Origin of the sequence: Burkholderia sp. Z1, from assembly GCF_014893795.1 — a bacterium.
GTDB lineage: Bacteria > Pseudomonadota > Gammaproteobacteria > Burkholderiales > Burkholderiaceae > Burkholderia > Burkholderia theae.
Genome location: NZ_JACFYL010000002.1, coordinates 2,698,815 through 2,712,702, shown reverse-complemented (window position 1 = coordinate 2,712,702; position 13,888 = coordinate 2,698,815). Strand labels below are relative to the sequence as shown.

Annotated in this window: 15 protein-coding genes; 10 read left to right on the top strand and 5 right to left on the bottom strand. The window is 64.1% G+C overall.

Going from position 1 to position 13,888, the window contains the following annotated elements:
- Positions 1-200: 200 nt before the first annotated feature.
- The 5 genes from H3H55_RS29020 to H3H55_RS29000 all read left to right on the top strand — a co-directional run bounded on the left by H3H55_RS29020 (position 201) and on the right by H3H55_RS29000 (position 5,785).
- The gene (locus H3H55_RS29020) at positions 201-1,091 is read left to right on the top strand and encodes an IclR family transcriptional regulator (RefSeq protein ID WP_193101204.1); all 891 of its coding nucleotides are present in this window, start codon (positions 201-203) and stop codon (positions 1,089-1,091) included.
- 307 nt (positions 1,092-1,398) lie between these two features.
- Entirely contained in the window at positions 1,399-2,526 is a 1,128-nt protein-coding gene (locus tag H3H55_RS29015) for a porin (protein WP_413463979.1), read from the top strand.
- A 39-nt stretch (positions 2,527-2,565) separates the two neighbouring features.
- On the top strand, positions 2,566-2,778 hold the full coding sequence (locus H3H55_RS29010; RefSeq protein ID WP_193101203.1) for a DUF3311 domain-containing protein: 213 nt from the start codon (positions 2,566-2,568) through the stop codon (positions 2,776-2,778).
- Positions 2,775-4,253, top strand: a complete 1,479-nt coding sequence (locus tag H3H55_RS29005) for a sodium:solute symporter family protein (RefSeq protein ID WP_193101202.1) — start codon at positions 2,775-2,777, stop codon at positions 4,251-4,253. Before H3H55_RS29010 ends, H3H55_RS29005 begins: the two co-directional genes overlap by 4 nt.
- Positions 4,254-4,300: 47 nt before the next feature.
- Positions 4,301-5,785 carry an amidohydrolase family protein gene (locus tag H3H55_RS29000; protein WP_193101201.1) on the top strand — a complete coding sequence of 495 codons (1,485 nt, stop codon included), beginning with the start codon at positions 4,301-4,303 and terminating at the stop codon, positions 5,783-5,785.
- A gap of 91 nt (positions 5,786-5,876) precedes the next feature.
- On the opposite strand, the gene H3H55_RS28995 is transcribed toward H3H55_RS29000, so the two are convergent.
- Positions 5,877-6,890, bottom strand: a complete 1,014-nt coding sequence (locus H3H55_RS28995) for an SDR family oxidoreductase (RefSeq protein ID WP_413463978.1) — start codon at positions 6,888-6,890, stop codon at positions 5,877-5,879.
- Here H3H55_RS28995 and H3H55_RS28990 point away from each other — a divergent pair.
- Both H3H55_RS28990 and H3H55_RS28985 read left to right on the top strand, forming a co-directional pair.
- Positions 6,885-7,661, top strand: coding sequence for an AraC family transcriptional regulator (locus tag H3H55_RS28990; protein ID WP_319022338.1), 777 nt, complete (start codon positions 6,885-6,887; stop codon positions 7,659-7,661). The genes H3H55_RS28995 and H3H55_RS28990 overlap by 6 nt on opposite strands.
- A gap of 75 nt (positions 7,662-7,736) precedes the next feature.
- On the top strand, positions 7,737-8,120 hold the full coding sequence (locus tag H3H55_RS28985) for a hypothetical protein (protein WP_129516664.1): 384 nt from the start codon (positions 7,737-7,739) through the stop codon (positions 8,118-8,120).
- 163 nt (positions 8,121-8,283) lie between these two features.
- On the opposite strand, the gene H3H55_RS28980 is transcribed toward H3H55_RS28985, so the two are convergent.
- The 4 genes from H3H55_RS28980 to H3H55_RS28965 form a co-directional block, all read right to left on the bottom strand.
- Positions 8,284-8,742 (bottom strand): hypothetical protein, encoded by a 459-nt coding sequence (locus tag H3H55_RS28980; protein WP_193101198.1) that lies wholly within the window; start codon positions 8,740-8,742, stop codon positions 8,284-8,286.
- Between the two features lie 193 nt (positions 8,743-8,935).
- Complete coding sequence (locus H3H55_RS28975; protein ID WP_193101197.1) at positions 8,936-9,781, bottom strand: MBL fold metallo-hydrolase; 846 nt, start codon at positions 9,779-9,781, stop codon at positions 8,936-8,938.
- 18 nt (positions 9,782-9,799) lie between these two features.
- A complete protein-coding gene (locus H3H55_RS28970) occupies positions 9,800-10,126 on the bottom strand; it encodes a tautomerase family protein (protein WP_193101196.1) in 327 nt (108 codons plus the stop codon).
- Between the two features lie 7 nt (positions 10,127-10,133).
- Positions 10,134-10,679, bottom strand: a complete 546-nt coding sequence (locus H3H55_RS28965) for a sugar ABC transporter (protein WP_193101195.1) — start codon at positions 10,677-10,679, stop codon at positions 10,134-10,136.
- Positions 10,680-10,845: 166 nt separating this feature from the next.
- Between H3H55_RS28965 and H3H55_RS28960 the strand changes: the two genes are divergently transcribed.
- The 3 genes from H3H55_RS28960 to H3H55_RS28950 all read left to right on the top strand — a co-directional run bounded on the left by H3H55_RS28960 (position 10,846) and on the right by H3H55_RS28950 (position 13,877).
- On the top strand, positions 10,846-11,739 hold the full coding sequence (locus H3H55_RS28960) for a LysR substrate-binding domain-containing protein (protein WP_193101194.1): 894 nt from the start codon (positions 10,846-10,848) through the stop codon (positions 11,737-11,739).
- Positions 11,740-12,001: 262 nt separating this feature from the next.
- On the top strand, positions 12,002-12,721 hold the full coding sequence (locus H3H55_RS28955; protein ID WP_193101193.1) for a hypothetical protein: 720 nt from the start codon (positions 12,002-12,004) through the stop codon (positions 12,719-12,721).
- A 208-nt stretch (positions 12,722-12,929) separates the two neighbouring features.
- Entirely contained in the window at positions 12,930-13,877 is a 948-nt protein-coding gene (locus tag H3H55_RS28950) for a GlxA family transcriptional regulator (protein WP_193101192.1), read from the top strand.
- The last annotated feature ends 11 nt before the right edge of the window (positions 13,878-13,888 follow it).

Genomic DNA, 13,888 nt, shown 5'->3' with positions numbered 1-13,888 from the left:
AACGGGATGAATTTCTGAAAAATTCCAATGACCGGAATGGATCGGCGAATCGCATGCAAATCGTTCCGTTGAATGAAGGGCGACCGGACCGCGAAATGCACGCGTCAATCCCGTGCACACCCGGATGCCTGGCGAATTTCGGCCGGACGACAATGGCGGCTGACGTATTCCGTTCAATGAAATTGTCGAGGAGAGCCGGCATGCAGGAACCCCTTTCGTCCGGAATGCGCGGCACGCCCGCCGCGCACGCATCCGGCGCCGACGAGGAAGCCGATCCGGCCGGCGCGCCGGGCACCGGCATGTTGCAGCGCGCGTTCGCGATCCTGCGTGCGTTGGCCGGCATGCAGCAGGACGGCGTGCGCGTCACGCACCTCGCAAAGGCCGTCGGCCTCACGCAGGGCACCGCGCACCGGATCCTGCAGTCGCTGATCGCCGAAGGGATGGTCGAGCAGGACGAGCAGTCGAAGCTGTACCGGCTGAGCGTCGATTTCTTCGCGCTCGCCGCGCTGGCCGGCAACCCGAGCAGCATGCGCACGCTGTGCCGCCCCGCGCTGCTGCGGCTGTGCGCAAGCCTCGGCGAAACCATCTTCCTGCTCGTGAAGAGCGGTTTCGACGCGGTGTGTCTCGACCTGTGCGAAGGGCCGTTCCCGATCCGCTCGTTTACCGGCGATATCGGCGGGCGCATCGCGCTCGGCGTCGGGCAGGGCAGCCTCGCGATCCTCGCGTTCCTGCCCGAAGCCGAACGCGAGGAAGTGATCCGCTTCAACGTGCCGCGCATTCGCGGCTACGGCGTGCTCGACGAGGTGTACCTGCGCACCGAGATCGAACGCGTGCGGCAGCTCGGTTACGCGGGCCGCAACAGCGGCGTGCTCGACGGCATGGCCGGCGTCGCGGTGCCGATCCTCGATCGCACCGGTTATCCGGTCGGCGCGCTGAGCGTCGGCACGCTCGCGTCGCGCCTCGGCGACGACCGGATGCCGATGGTCGTCGAACTGCTGCGGCGCCAGGCCGACGCGATCGGGCCGCGCACCAACCCGTTCGACGCCGCGTTGCGCCGGCCGATGCACGGGCTCTCAGGGAAAACCGCATAGGCGCGGCGCGCGCGCCATTCCGTCAGCTTGCTTACGCGAGCCATTCACGTCTGAGCAAATCGGGCCCCGTCCAGCGGGCCTGCTCACTTTCGTTTGTCTTGCGGGGTCGCATAGGCCCCGCGCGTTTCCCATCCATTCGATTTTCAACTGCTGGCCAGTTGAACATTTCATTTCTTGATGTGATTGCGGCTGGATACCATCCAGCGACTGTCTAGACAACTCGATGCAACGCGATCGGGATGCATGGGCAGGACCAACAAAACACAACACAACATCGATGAGCAGGTTTGGAGCGGAGACGACGGAGATGGTGCGAATGAAGGGTGGGAAGACAGGCGCCGCAAGCATGGGCGCCGCGATCGCGATGCTGTTTGCCGGCGCCGCGCATGCGCAGTCGACGGTGACGCTGTACGGGATCGTCGACGCGGGCGTGACCTACACGAACAACGCGAAGGGCCATGCGCTGTGGCAGTTCACGGGCGGCAACGAATCGGGCCCGCGCTGGGGCTTGATCGGCTCCGAGGATCTCGGCGGCGGTCTGAAGGCGAACTTCCGGCTCGAGAACGGCTTCAACGTCGCGAACGGCGCGCTCGGGCAGGGCGGCCGGATGTTCGGCCGTTCGGCGTGGGTGGGCCTGAGCGGCGCGAACTGGGGCGCGGTGACGCTCGGCCGCCAGTACAACTCGACGCAGGACATCCTCGGCTCGCTGCAGATGAGCAGCTTCCTCGTGCAGAACTCGACGCACCCGTTCGACAACGACGACATCAACAATACGTTCCGTCTCAACAACGCGGTCAAGTACGTGTCGCCGACGATCGCGGGGCTGCAGGCGAACCTGGTGTACGGCTTCTCGAACTCGACCGGCTTCGCGAACGACAACAGCTGGAGCGCGGGCGTCACGTACGCAAACGGGCCGCTCAATGCAGGCGCCGCGTATGCGCGCGTGAACCATCCGGCGGTCAGCACGAGCGGCGCAGTTGCTTCGGATAACTACTATCCGACGTCGGAATCGGTGTTCGGTGCGAGCCTCGGGAGCGCGATCAGCCAGCAGATCTGGGGCGCGGGCGGCAGCTATGCGATCGGGCAGGCGACGCTCGGGTTGCTGTACACGGGCTCGAACTTCGGTCAGGTGACGGGCGGCGCGCTGCGCTTCAACAACTACGAAGGCAGCCTGCGCTACATGGTGACGCCCGCGCTGATGGCCGCGGCCGGCTACACGTACACGAAGGTTGCGCGCGGCGGCGACAGCGGCCACTACCAGCAGGTGTCGGCCGGCGCGCAGTACCTGCTGTCCAAGCGCACCGACGTGTACGTGAACGGCTTCTACCAGAAGGCGTCGTCGTCGGTCGGCACGGCGTGGATCGACGGCACCGACAGCCCGTCGTCGACGACGTCGCAAGTGGCGGTGGTGGTCGGCATCCGCCAGAAGTTCTGATGTCCTGATGCGCACGCGCGTCTTCCGGAGGAGGCTCACATGAAATTCAAACTGTTGCTGGCGTCGTTGCCGTTCGTCGGGATGTATGCGGGCGGCTCGATCGCCGAGGTGCGGCCGCTGTTGTTCGGGCTGCCGTTCCTGCTCGTCTGGAACCTGATCTGGATGGCGGCGACGGCCGCGATCCTCGCGATCCTGTTCCATCTCGACGAGCGCGACGCGGCCCGCGACGGCCGCACGGGAGACGCGCAATGAACGCTTCGATCATCATCATCGCGGCGTTCGCCGTGTTCGCGCTCGCGATCGGCGTGATGGCGCGCCGCGGCCGCAAGCTCACGCTCGAGCAGTGGGCGGTCGGCGGGCGCGGCTTCGGTTCGCTGCTCACGTTCCTGCTGATGGCCGGCGAGGCGTTCTCGACGTTCTCGTTCCTCGGCGCGAGTGGCTGGACCTACAGCAAGGGCGTGCCGGCGTTCTACATCCTGTCGTACGGCTGCCTCGCGTTCGTGATCGGCTACTGGATGCTGCCGGCAGTCTGGCGCTACGCGAAGGAGCGCGGGCTCGTATCGTTCGCCGATTATTTCGCGGCGAAGTACGACAGCCGCGCGATCGGCGTGCTGGTGTCGATCGTCGCGGTGTTCGCGATGGTGTCGCTGCTGATGATCCAGCTGCGCGGGCTCGGCGTGATCGTGTCGGAGATGTCGTACGGGCTGATTCCTCAGGCCGCCGCGATCTGGATCGCCGCGACGCTGATGGCCGTCTACATGGTCGTGTCGGGCATTCACGGGTCGGCGAGCATCGCGATCTTCAAGGACGTGCTGATCCTCGCGATCGCGATCTTCCTCGGCCTGTACCTGCCGATGCATTATTACGGCGGCCTGGGCGAGATGTTCGCGAAGATCGACGCCGCGCATCCCGAACTGCTGCGCATGCCCGAGCATGGTTTCAACCTGAGCTGGTACAACTCGACGATCCTGCTCACGTCGCTCGGTTATTACCTGTATCCGCACGGCTTCACCGCGATCTACGTTGCGAAGGACGAACGCGCGCTGCGCCGCAACGTGATCCTGATGCCGCTGTACCAGGTGCTGATCGCGTTCCTGTTCCTCGTCGGCTTCGCGGCCGTGATGACCGTGCACGGGCTCGAAGGTGCGCAGACCGATCTTGCGCTGCTGCGGCTCGTGAAGCAGACCTTCCCCGCGTGGTTCGTCGGCATCGTCGGCGGCACGGGCTTGCTGACCGCGCTGGTGCCGGGCTCGCTGATCATGCTGAACGCGTCGACGACGATCGCGCGCAACATCTACCGCGAAGGCTTCGCGCCGAACGCGACCGACCGCGAAGTGACGCGCGTCGCGCGGATCGCGCTGCCGATCTTCACGCTGGTGGTCGTCTACTTCGTGCTGCGCGGCGGCGCGACCTTCGTCACGCTGGCGATCTTCTCGTCGAGCCTGCTCACGCAGCTCGTGCCGATGCTCGCGTCGAGCTTCCTGAGGCGGCCGTTCGGCACGCGTGAAGGCGCGTTCGCGGGCATCGTCGCCGGCGCGATCGTGATCGCGATGACGAACTACTACGGCGTGACGCTCGCGTCGCTGTTCCCCGGCGCGTCGAACACGCTGACGTCGATCAACCCCGGGCTCGTCGCGCTCGCGGTGAACGCGGTGGTGTTCATCGCGATCAGCGCGGTGCAGCGCAAGCTGAAGGCCCGTGTCGCGGCGCCGGTCGGCTCCGCGTGACAGCGGCTTCGTCATGACCCTCCCGAACCACAACAGGACAATACGCGATGACTACCGAGGTAAAACGAGAGGAAACACGCGAGGACCCGCGCGAAGCGATCGACATCCTGATCGCGAACGGCTGCGTGATCACGATGGACCCGCAGCGGCGCGTGATCGACAACGGCGCGGTTGCCGTGAAGGGCGATCGCATCGTCGCCGTGGGCGGCACCGATGAACTGCAGGCGCGCTATCGCGCCGCGCGCACGATCGATGCGCGCCGCAAGGCCGTGTTGCCGGGGCTGATCGACGCGCATGCGCACGCGGGCCACGCGATGCTGCGCACGATTGGCGGCGCGGACGGCGATGCGTGGTCGGCCGCAGCCGAGACGATCTACACGCGCGCATCGGACGAGGCGTTCTGGGAGACCGAATCGCATCTCGCCGCGCTCGAACGGCTGAAGGCCGGCGTGACGACGGGCGTGTCGCTGCTCGGCGGTGGCAACTCGATCATGCGCGTCGACGATCCGGTGTACGCGCGGCGCCATTGCGACGCGGTCGTGCGCACCGGCACGCGCTCGATCGTCGCGGTCGGCCCGTCGCGTCCGCCCGCGCCGCGTGCGTACACACGCCACACGCCGGACGGCGGCGACACACGCGACATCGATTTCGACACGATGTACGACGTGTGCGAGGACATCATCGACGCATGCCACGGCGACGCCGACGGCCGGATCCGGATCGCGCTCACGCTGCCCGTGTACGGCCCCGAGCACGACCCGGAACTCGTGCAATACGAGCGCGACTTCCGCGACCAGGCCGCGCGCTACGGCGCGTTGGCGCGCGAGCGCGGGTTGACGTTCACGCAGGACGGCCATCGCGCCGGCACGCTCGCGTTCGCACATCGCGAGCTTGGTCTGCTCGGCCCGACGTCGTTCATGTCGCACAGCATCGACCTGACCGACGACGACATCGCCGCCTGCGTGGAGACGGGCACCGCGATCGTCCACAACCCGAGCGCGATCATGTCGATCATCGGGCGCTGCCCGGTGCCCGAGCTGATCGACGCGGGCGTGACGGTGGCGATCGCGTCGGACGGCGCGGCGCCCGATCGCGGCTACGACATGTTCCGCCACATGTGGCAGTGCATGCATTACCACCGCCGGCATTTCCGCGACCCGGACGTGCTGCCGCACGGCAAGGTGCTGGAGATGGTGACGATCGACGCGGCGAAAGCACTGTCGATCGATCACGAAGTCGGTTCGCTCGAAGCCGGCAAGTTCGCCGACGTCATCCTCGTCGACCTGTTCCGGCCGCACATGATGCCGATGAACATGCCCGTGTACCGCGTCACGTGTTTCGCGAACGCAGCCGACGTGTGCATGACGATGGTTGGCGGGCGTGTGCTGATGGAAGATCGGAAGGTGCTGTCGGTCGACGAGAACGCGATTCTCGAGCGGGTGAACGAAGTCGCGGAACGCACGATTGAACGCGGCGGGTTGCGTCATCTGCTCGACGAGCCGGCGACGCTGTGGGGGCGCAGTCACTATTGAGCGACGGCGGCGCTGACGGCGGTTTGCGTGGCGCAAACGCGGCAAGGCCAGCCCCGATCGGGGCTGGCTTTTTTCGATTCCGGGTCTTTCGTCAACCCGTGATCGTCGCAGTCGGGCGCACGACGATCTCGTTCACGTCGACGTCGGCGGGTTGGGCGATCGCATACGCGATTGCCGCAGCGATTGCGTCCGGTTCGAGCGCAATACTGCGGTACGTCGCCATTGCGTCCGCGGCGACCGGGTCCGTGATGGTGTCGGCCAGCTCCGACGTGACGACGCCCGGACAAATGCTCGTGACGCGCAGCTTGTCGTTCTCCTGCCGCAGGCCATCGGAGATCGCGCGCACCGCATACTTCGTCGCGCAATAGACGGCGGCGGTCGGCGACACCCGCAGCCCGCCGATCGACGATACGTTGACGATCTGGCCGAAACCCTGGCGATTCATCACCGGCAGCACGGCCGCGATGCCGTACAGCACGCCCTTGATGTTGACGTCGACCATGCGGTCCCACTCGTCGACTTTCAGCGATGCCATCAGCGACAGCGGCATGACGCCCGCATTGTTGACGATGACGTCGATACGTCCGTACTCGGCGAGCGCGGCTTCGACGAAGGCGACGCTGTCGTCGCGACGCGTCACGTCGAGCGCGCGCCACGCTGCGGTGCCGCCATTGGCACGAATGTCGCCGGCGAGGGTAGCAAGACGTTCGGTGCGACGCGCGCCAAGCATGAGCCGGGCGCCGCGGGCACCCAGATAGCGGGCGGTGGCGTCGCCGATGCCGCTGCTCGCGCCCGTGATCAGGACCACTTTCTGTTCGATGTTGTCGCTAGTCATATCCGTTCCTCGGTTCAGGTGAAGAACCGACAGCATCGCGTGGAACGGGCGGAGGCCGATATCCCGCGAGTCCGCATTTCTTGCACGATTCTCCGAGAATGCGGCGGCTGCGATGCGGGCCGCGATCGGGTATGCGACACTCGAACCATGGAAAAAATCACTGACCTCGCGGCGCTGATCGCGCGCCATGCGCCCGCGGACGGCGCGGTCGACACAGCAATTGAGGGTCTGGGCCTGCTGCGCTCGTCGGCCACGACGGAACCCGTGCATACGCTCTACGAACCGTCCTGCTGCATCGTCGCGCAAGGGCGCAAGCGTGCGGTGGTCGGCGGCCGCGCGTATCAGTACGATCCGTCGAACTACCTGATCGTCGGCCTGGATTTGCCGGTGATCGGTGCGGTGATCGAGGCCAGCGCGGACAAGCCGTATCTCAGCGTGCGACTGCCGCTGAACCGTCAGGCGCTCGCCGACATGCTCATGCACGATTCAGCGAAGCCCGATCGCGGCGCGGAGCGCGCTTCACCCGCGATCGCGGTGGAAGCCGCGACGCCGCACCTGATCGATGCGGCAACGCGGCTGCTGCATCTGCTCGACACACCGGACGACGTGCCTGCGCTCGCGCCGCTGATCGAGCGCGAGATTCTCTATCGCCTGTTGCGCGGGCCGCATGCCGGCATGTTGCATCAGATTGCGTATCAGACCGGCCGTATCAGCCGGATTCAGCGAGCGATCGTGTTCATTCGCCAGCACTTCACCGAAGATTTCGCCATCGACGAACTCGCCGCGCTCGCGGACATGAGCGTGTCGACGTTCCACGCGCAATTCAAGGCGGCCACGCACATGAGCCCGCTGCGTTTTCGTGCGCAGATCCGTTTGCAGGAGGCGCGCCGTCTGATGCTGGCGGAAGGGTTGGGTGCGGCGGAAGCCGGGTATCGTGTCGGTTACGAAAGCCCGTCGCAATTCAGCAGGGAGTACGGGCGGCTGTTCAACGCGCCACCCAGGCGCGACGCAGAAAAACGAAAGACCCTGGCGCTCGCTTGACGCACGGAAACATTGCCGATGGTTGGCCGTCGGCGGACATGCTAGGATTTCCACCAAACAACTCCGGAGACTGCTATGCCGTTCATCTGCGAAAACGTTGAATGTCGTGCCGTGCTGGCTCGCGGTCAGGTCAGGTCCAGGCAGGAGGACGACGGGTGGTGCTTCTACTGCCCCGACTGCAATGCCAGAAACGAGTTGAAGGATGTCGGCGCACCCGGCGGTCCGGTCGAGCTGGTTCAGCCCGAACGATCCGATCTGCCGCACAAGGTGATCGCAACTGCCCGACCATTGGAGGATGGCAGATACGCCGCGCAATTGCGCGTTCAGCGGGCGCTCGGCGTGAAAGGAACGTACGCGGCCGAAGAGCACTGGGAGCAGCTCGGTGTATTCCCCGACGCGCAGGAAGCCGTCGCGCATGCGAAGTCGTTCGCCACCAACCTGCTGGAACGAACAGCCTAGCCGCTTACACCATAACGGGTGTTGCGCGGATCGATACGGGCGACCCACGACCGTGGGTCCGCGCGACAACCGGGTGCCGTGCGGCGTGCGCAAAGGGATACCGCATCACACCGAATTCCCCGCCAGACAGGATGTGACCGGCCTGAATTCGATCAGCGTCGATTCACGCAGCACTGCCGGTCGCGAGCTTGACGAAGAGTCGGGCCGCTTCGTTTTCATTGGACAACGCGCGCAGCGCAAGGGCGAGCGCCAGCTGGGCGTCGTGCGAGGCCGCGCTGCGATCCTGGTCGAACAGCTTGACCGCGTGACGCATGTGTTGCGCGGCCTGCGTGTGCAGCTCGACGGCCGCAGCATGAAGCTTGGCCACGTCCGCGGCACTCGCGTTCGAGCCGGACGATGAAGGTGGGGTGGATGGCGAATTGGCGCCGTGCGCGCCGGCGTCGTGTGCCTGATCGATCGCATGCAGCGTGTGACCATGGGCGATCATCGCCTGATGGGCCGCGTGGGCAAAGTCCTTGCCGTCCTCGAAATGCCGCGACGCCTCGCGGTGATATCGCGCGGCCTGCTCGTGGTGCGATGCCGCGGCTTCGAGATGTCCTTTCTTGCTGTGCTTCGTGTTCATGCCGGCTCCCGTGCAACTTCAGGATTGACTCGGATGGCGACCGATTCGAAGACACAGCGACAGGTCGCGGCGAGGTCCTAATCTACACGCACTAACGCGTTGTGTGGCATTTACGTGTCGCGGGACATCGGCATCGCATTCGGATTCAGATTCGGCCAGGAGCCACCTTGCACATGTGTCTTCGGCCGGACGTTCACGCGTCGGTCTCGTAAAACAGACCGTATTCCCCCGTCGTTCGCCTGATTCGCGCGAAACCGAGTTCGCCCAAATGCATGCCGGCGATCAAAAGCCCGTCCGAACTGACCCGGTCCAACAGCCGTGAGCGCGTGGCGGCTGCCAGCGACGGATCCTGATCGAATGCGATCGATACGTCTGGCCGTTTGATCTGGATGTGAGGGAAATGAACGACATCCCCCCACACGAGCAGGCCGCGATCGCCGGATTCGACGAGATAGCCGGTGTGCCCGTCCGTGTGTCCCGGTAGCGATATCGCGCTGATGCCGGGCAGCACTTCGCCGTCGTCGAACGTACGGAGCCTGTCGCGGTAGCCGTCGAATACCTGGCGCGCGATCAGGAAGTTGCCGCGGGCCCGCTCGCTGGCACGGCTCAGATTTCCGTCGTCCTGCCAGAACTTGACCTCGCGTTGATGTGCTACGAGCTCCGCATTCGGAAAGGCCACTTGTCCGGCCGGATTCACCAGCCCGCCGACATGGTCGGGATGCGCGTGCGTGAGCAGGATCGTGTCGATCGTGGCTGGCTCGATGCCGGCAAGCGACAAGTTGGTCTGCAGGCGGCCGCCCCATTGCTTGAACCCGCCGGCCCCACCGTCGATGAGAATCGTGCGGCCCGCGCCGCGTACCACGTAGCAGTTGATATGCACCGCGGCGGGCTCGTTCTGCCCGGCATCGCGCTGCATTCTGGAAGCCTCGGACGCGTCGATATTCGACAGGAAGTCGAGGCTGGCGGTGAGGTAACCGTCGCTGATCGCGGTGATCGTGAAATCGCCGGCTTGCTGACTGGGAAAGGTAACGGTGGACACAATGCTTCTCCGGACCGATTAATTGCGGGCGTGAATGTTCGACGCGGCATGACCGAAACAACGGATGCGCGCGGTGAGGCCGGTGCAGCGGACGATGGCGTTATCCAGCGCTTCCATGAAGGAGTCCATGACCGCGGGCGTGCGAAACGTCTCGACGCGATACTGGACTTCCGCGAAAACGGGATGGCCGTGCCCATGCCGAACCTCGACAAAGATGACGTGAACGTTCTTGAGCGCCGCTTCAAGGACGCGCGTGCAGAGTTCGACGCAGTCGCCGGACAGCTCGGCCAGCCGCTCGTCCGACGGCATTTGCCCCGCAGTGATATGGATGGTGACGTTGGGCATCGCGGATCTATTGTTCCTGTTCGGTCGACACGGTGCGGAAGCGGGTCAGTTGTTCCGTCATCGGCGCGTAGAGGTGGACGCCGTCGGGCACGCTCTCGGCCGACTGAGCGTTTCGCCGAGGCAGCGTGGCGAGCCAACGGCGTTCCGGGCTTTTCTCCAGCGCAACCGCGTGCATGGCCAGCGGCGTGACGCCCATCCGGATCAGCGGTTCGGGGCCGCTTGCACACAGCGCGAGGCGTTCGTCCGCATCGACCGCCGGCGCAACGCCGATATCGCTGTACAGATTTCGATGCCAGTCGGTGATGTGTTGCTGCCACCGGGCGAAATTGCCGCCGCCTTTCCGGCGATATTCGTCACCCGTCAGGATCTCGAGCCCGTCGATCGTGTGGACGGCCAGGTAGACCGGGCAACCGTCGCTCAACGCCTTGAAGCGCTGCGACGTGTGAAAGCCGGTAACCGATATCAGGGCGGGCAGCTTTTCGAGGCTGTAGAAGTCGTTCCATTCGGCTTCGCTGCCGGGGTCGGCGAAGCTGCATTCCACGGTGTAGATCATCAGATTATCCTTCGGGCCGGATGAGTATTTTTCCGCGAACGACCGATGGTCGCTGCGGAAATGTAATGGTAGGCTGATGCGTTCCGCGTAGATAACGAAATAAAGTCAGCCTTCAGTGATCTTTGATCAAGCTGACGTCAGGCGCATACCCATCGGCGAGACCCTCATGCGACGCAAGATTCCAAGCAATTCCGCGCTTCAGGCTTTCGAGGCCGCGGCTCGACACGGCAGCTTCGCCCGCGCGGCCGAGGAACTGGCACTGACCGAGGGTGCCGTCAGTCGCCAGATCGGTCGACTGGAGGCGTTTTTGGGTGTCGCGCTGTTCGAGCGCGTGGGAAATCGGGTGCGGCTCGCCCCCAACGGCATGCGATACGCGGGGCAGGTTCGCGAGATTCTGGACCGGCTGGAACGGGACAGCCTGTATCTGATGGGGCAGCCGATCGAGGGCGCGAGCATCGATATCGCTGCCATTCCAACCTTCGCCACCCGTTGGCTAATCCCGCGACTGAAACGCTTTCAGGACAGGCATCCGAACATTACCGTGCATATCGCCGAACGGATGGAACCCTTCCTGCTTGCCGGCAGCGGTTTCGATGCGGCGATTCATTTCGAGCATCCGGCATGGGCGGGCATGCATCTGCATCACCTGCTGGAGGAGGTGCTGGTGCCCGTCTGTAGTCCGGCGCTTCTCGAAGGCGCCGGTGCGAACGTATCGCTGGATGAATTGCCGCGCCTGCACCGGCGACAAAATCCTGACGCGTGGCAGCTCTATGCACAGGAGTCCGGCATCGCGCTGACCAATTCGGCGGTCGGCGCGCGTTACGATCTCCATTCCATGCTGATCGAAGCGGCGCTGGCCGGTTTGGGCGTGGCGTTGGTGCCGCGTCTTTACATCGAGACCGAGCTTGAACAAGGCCGTTTGGTTGCGCCCTGGCCGGACGGCAAGTCGATTGCCAAACACTTCTGCCTCGTTCTGCCCGAGCCGATCGAATTGAGCGAAGGGCCGCTACAGGCATTTGCGAAATGGATGCTTCATGAAGCTCGGGGGTTGGCGGTTTGAAGCGATGTCCGGCGGTCATCGACAATGTAAGTCGGCGAGATACGTTGGCTCGACAAAGTCTGCATGCAACTGATTGGAAGTTAGGCATCCGAGGAATACACGAGTCATGTTGATTAACAGGCAGGAGCAGTGCGGAGAAGAATCATCGTCGGGGCGGCGATATCCAGGCGAAAGGAAAAGCAGGAAACGCCACTTTTACGTGCAAACGGCGTTGGCACTCATACTGGCATTGGTCGCAAATTGCTCGTTTGCCGAGAGTGACGTGAGCGACACGGATCAGCAGCAAGCCGCGTTGCGTACCCTGATGGGCAAGAATCCGGCACCAGCGGATAGCGTCAAGGGTCTCGCGCTGGCGCCGTGGACGCATGGGCCATCCATGTCAGGGCCGCTGTGGGTCGTGGCCGCATTGGTACAGCGCCCGAACGATGACGTCGAAGCAGCATTGTGGACAGGCGTCCTGACCCGCGACGAGCAAGGATTCCACCTGCTCGCGAGTGACCGAAGCGAGCGCGTCGATACGTCGCCGCTATTGTGGAACGCATCCGTTGCCATGGATCTTGTTCCCTACCGAATCAGCGACCGGGAAACGGCCTTTGGCGTGCGCTTCGACAACAACTACACATCGACCGCACATAGCGATACGACCGAGATACTGAGCTTGTATCGTTATGCAGAGGGTCGCGTGATGCCCATCTTCACCGCGCTGACTGATTGGTCGACCTATGACAAGGATGAGGCTAGCGATTGCGTGAAGAAGAAGGCCGGGATGGGCACGAATTCGAGCGACGCCCGACAGGATGCGTGTGATGCGGAAAGCACGACGGAGGCGCACTACGTGCTGTCGTTTAGTCCACACACGGCCAATGGGTACCATGACCTTCTTGTGCGCCCCAGGGGCAAGGCCGCGTCGGGCAAGTCCGCGCGTTTTATCTGGAACAACGGTACTTATCAACCGCGTCGATTCGCCGGCGACTGGCACTGACATTCAACTGCAGGTCGGGTGAGACGGTCGTACTTTGCGGCCGCTTCCCGTCTTTGCCGCCGTCTCGCGTTTCCCCGAAGACATACAACAAATATTCAGGTCGGACGACGTCCGCCATCGGCCAACTCGCAAGAAAATATCGAATGGCGCTATTTAAGGGTTATCCGTAAAATAAGTCACTTCGACGGTTTTCGATCACGACATCATCATGCATCGAATTGGATTCTTCGTTTGCCGTGGCTACGATGCGCTTGACCTGGCCGGACCCCTTTCGGCCTTTAATCAGGTGGTCAGGGCCGCCGGCCATACCCCATACGATCTGCAGGTCATCTCGCAGGCCGGAGGCCCCGTGCTTGGCAATGCGGGCCTTCCGATCGAGACGAAGCCGGTCGGGCGGCGCGCGTTCGACACCGTCATATTCGTGGGCGGTGATATCGAACCGATGCAGACATCGGAGAACATCGCCGCGGCCAGGAAATTGGGCGCCAAAGCGTCGCGGGTGGCAAGCGTGTGTACGGGCGCGTTTCTGCTGGCGGAAACCGGCTTGCTGGACGGCCTGAGAGCAACGACGCACTGGCTGTACGCTGCCCAGTTGCAGTCGCGCTTCCCTCGCACCCGGGTCGAGAGTGACAGCATTTATATCGCTGATGGCCGCATATGGACGTCGGCGGGCATCGCCGCTGGAATAGACCTGGCGCTCGCGATGATTGAACGAGACATGGGCGCGGAAATCGCGCGCGCTGTCGCCAGGTATTTGGTCGTTCCATATCGCCGACCTGGAGGGCAGTCCCAATTCTCGGCGATGTCGCAAATGGAACCGGAGTCGGATCGTATCCGCATCGCGCTGAATTTCGCCCGTGAACATCTTGCCGAAGCGCTGCCTGTCGAGCGACTTGCCGATGCCGCCAGATTGAGTCCGCGGCAATTCGGACGCGCATTTCGCCGGGAAACGGGTGAAACGCCCGCCAAGGCGGTCGAGCGCTTGCGCGTTGAAGCTGCGCGGCTGCGCCTGCAGAGCGGTAGCGAGCCGATCGAACAGATTGCGCTCGCGGTGGGGTTTGCCGATCCGGAGCGGATGCGAAGGGCCTTCGTCAAACTGCATGGACATCCGCCGCAATCGATCCGACGCGAAAGCAGATTGAACGGTGAGCGCTGATCGAGGGCCGA

What these genes read in the sequence shown, in the direction of transcription:
- H3H55_RS28950 (WP_193101192.1), top strand. Translation starts at nt 12,930, where the DNA reads ATGCATCGAATTGGATTCTTCGTTTGCCGTGGCTACGATGCGCTTGAC.
- H3H55_RS29020 (WP_193101204.1), top strand. Translation starts at nt 201, where the DNA reads ATGCAGGAACCCCTTTCGTCCGGAATGCGCGGCACGCCCGCCGCGCAC.
- H3H55_RS29005 (WP_193101202.1), top strand. Translation starts at nt 2,775, where the DNA reads ATGAACGCTTCGATCATCATCATCGCGGCGTTCGCCGTGTTCGCGCTC.
- H3H55_RS28980 (WP_193101198.1), bottom strand. Translation starts at nt 8,742, where the DNA reads ATGAACACGAAGCACAGCAAGAAAGGACATCTCGAAGCCGCGGCATCG.
- H3H55_RS28965 (WP_193101195.1), bottom strand. Translation starts at nt 10,679, where the DNA reads ATGATCTACACCGTGGAATGCAGCTTCGCCGACCCCGGCAGCGAAGCC.
- H3H55_RS28970 (WP_193101196.1), bottom strand. Translation starts at nt 10,126, where the DNA reads ATGCCCAACGTCACCATCCATATCACTGCGGGGCAAATGCCGTCGGAC.
- H3H55_RS29000 (WP_193101201.1), top strand. Translation starts at nt 4,301, where the DNA reads ATGACTACCGAGGTAAAACGAGAGGAAACACGCGAGGACCCGCGCGAA.
- H3H55_RS28985 (WP_129516664.1), top strand. Translation starts at nt 7,737, where the DNA reads ATGCCGTTCATCTGCGAAAACGTTGAATGTCGTGCCGTGCTGGCTCGC.
- H3H55_RS29015 (WP_413463979.1), top strand. Translation starts at nt 1,399, where the DNA reads ATGGTGCGAATGAAGGGTGGGAAGACAGGCGCCGCAAGCATGGGCGCC.
- H3H55_RS28960 (WP_193101194.1), top strand. Translation starts at nt 10,846, where the DNA reads ATGCGACGCAAGATTCCAAGCAATTCCGCGCTTCAGGCTTTCGAGGCC.
- H3H55_RS29010 (WP_193101203.1), top strand. Translation starts at nt 2,566, where the DNA reads ATGAAATTCAAACTGTTGCTGGCGTCGTTGCCGTTCGTCGGGATGTAT.
- H3H55_RS28995 (WP_413463978.1), bottom strand. Translation starts at nt 6,890, where the DNA reads ATGCACGGGTTCCGTCGTGGCCGACGAGCGCAGCAGGCCCAGACCCTC.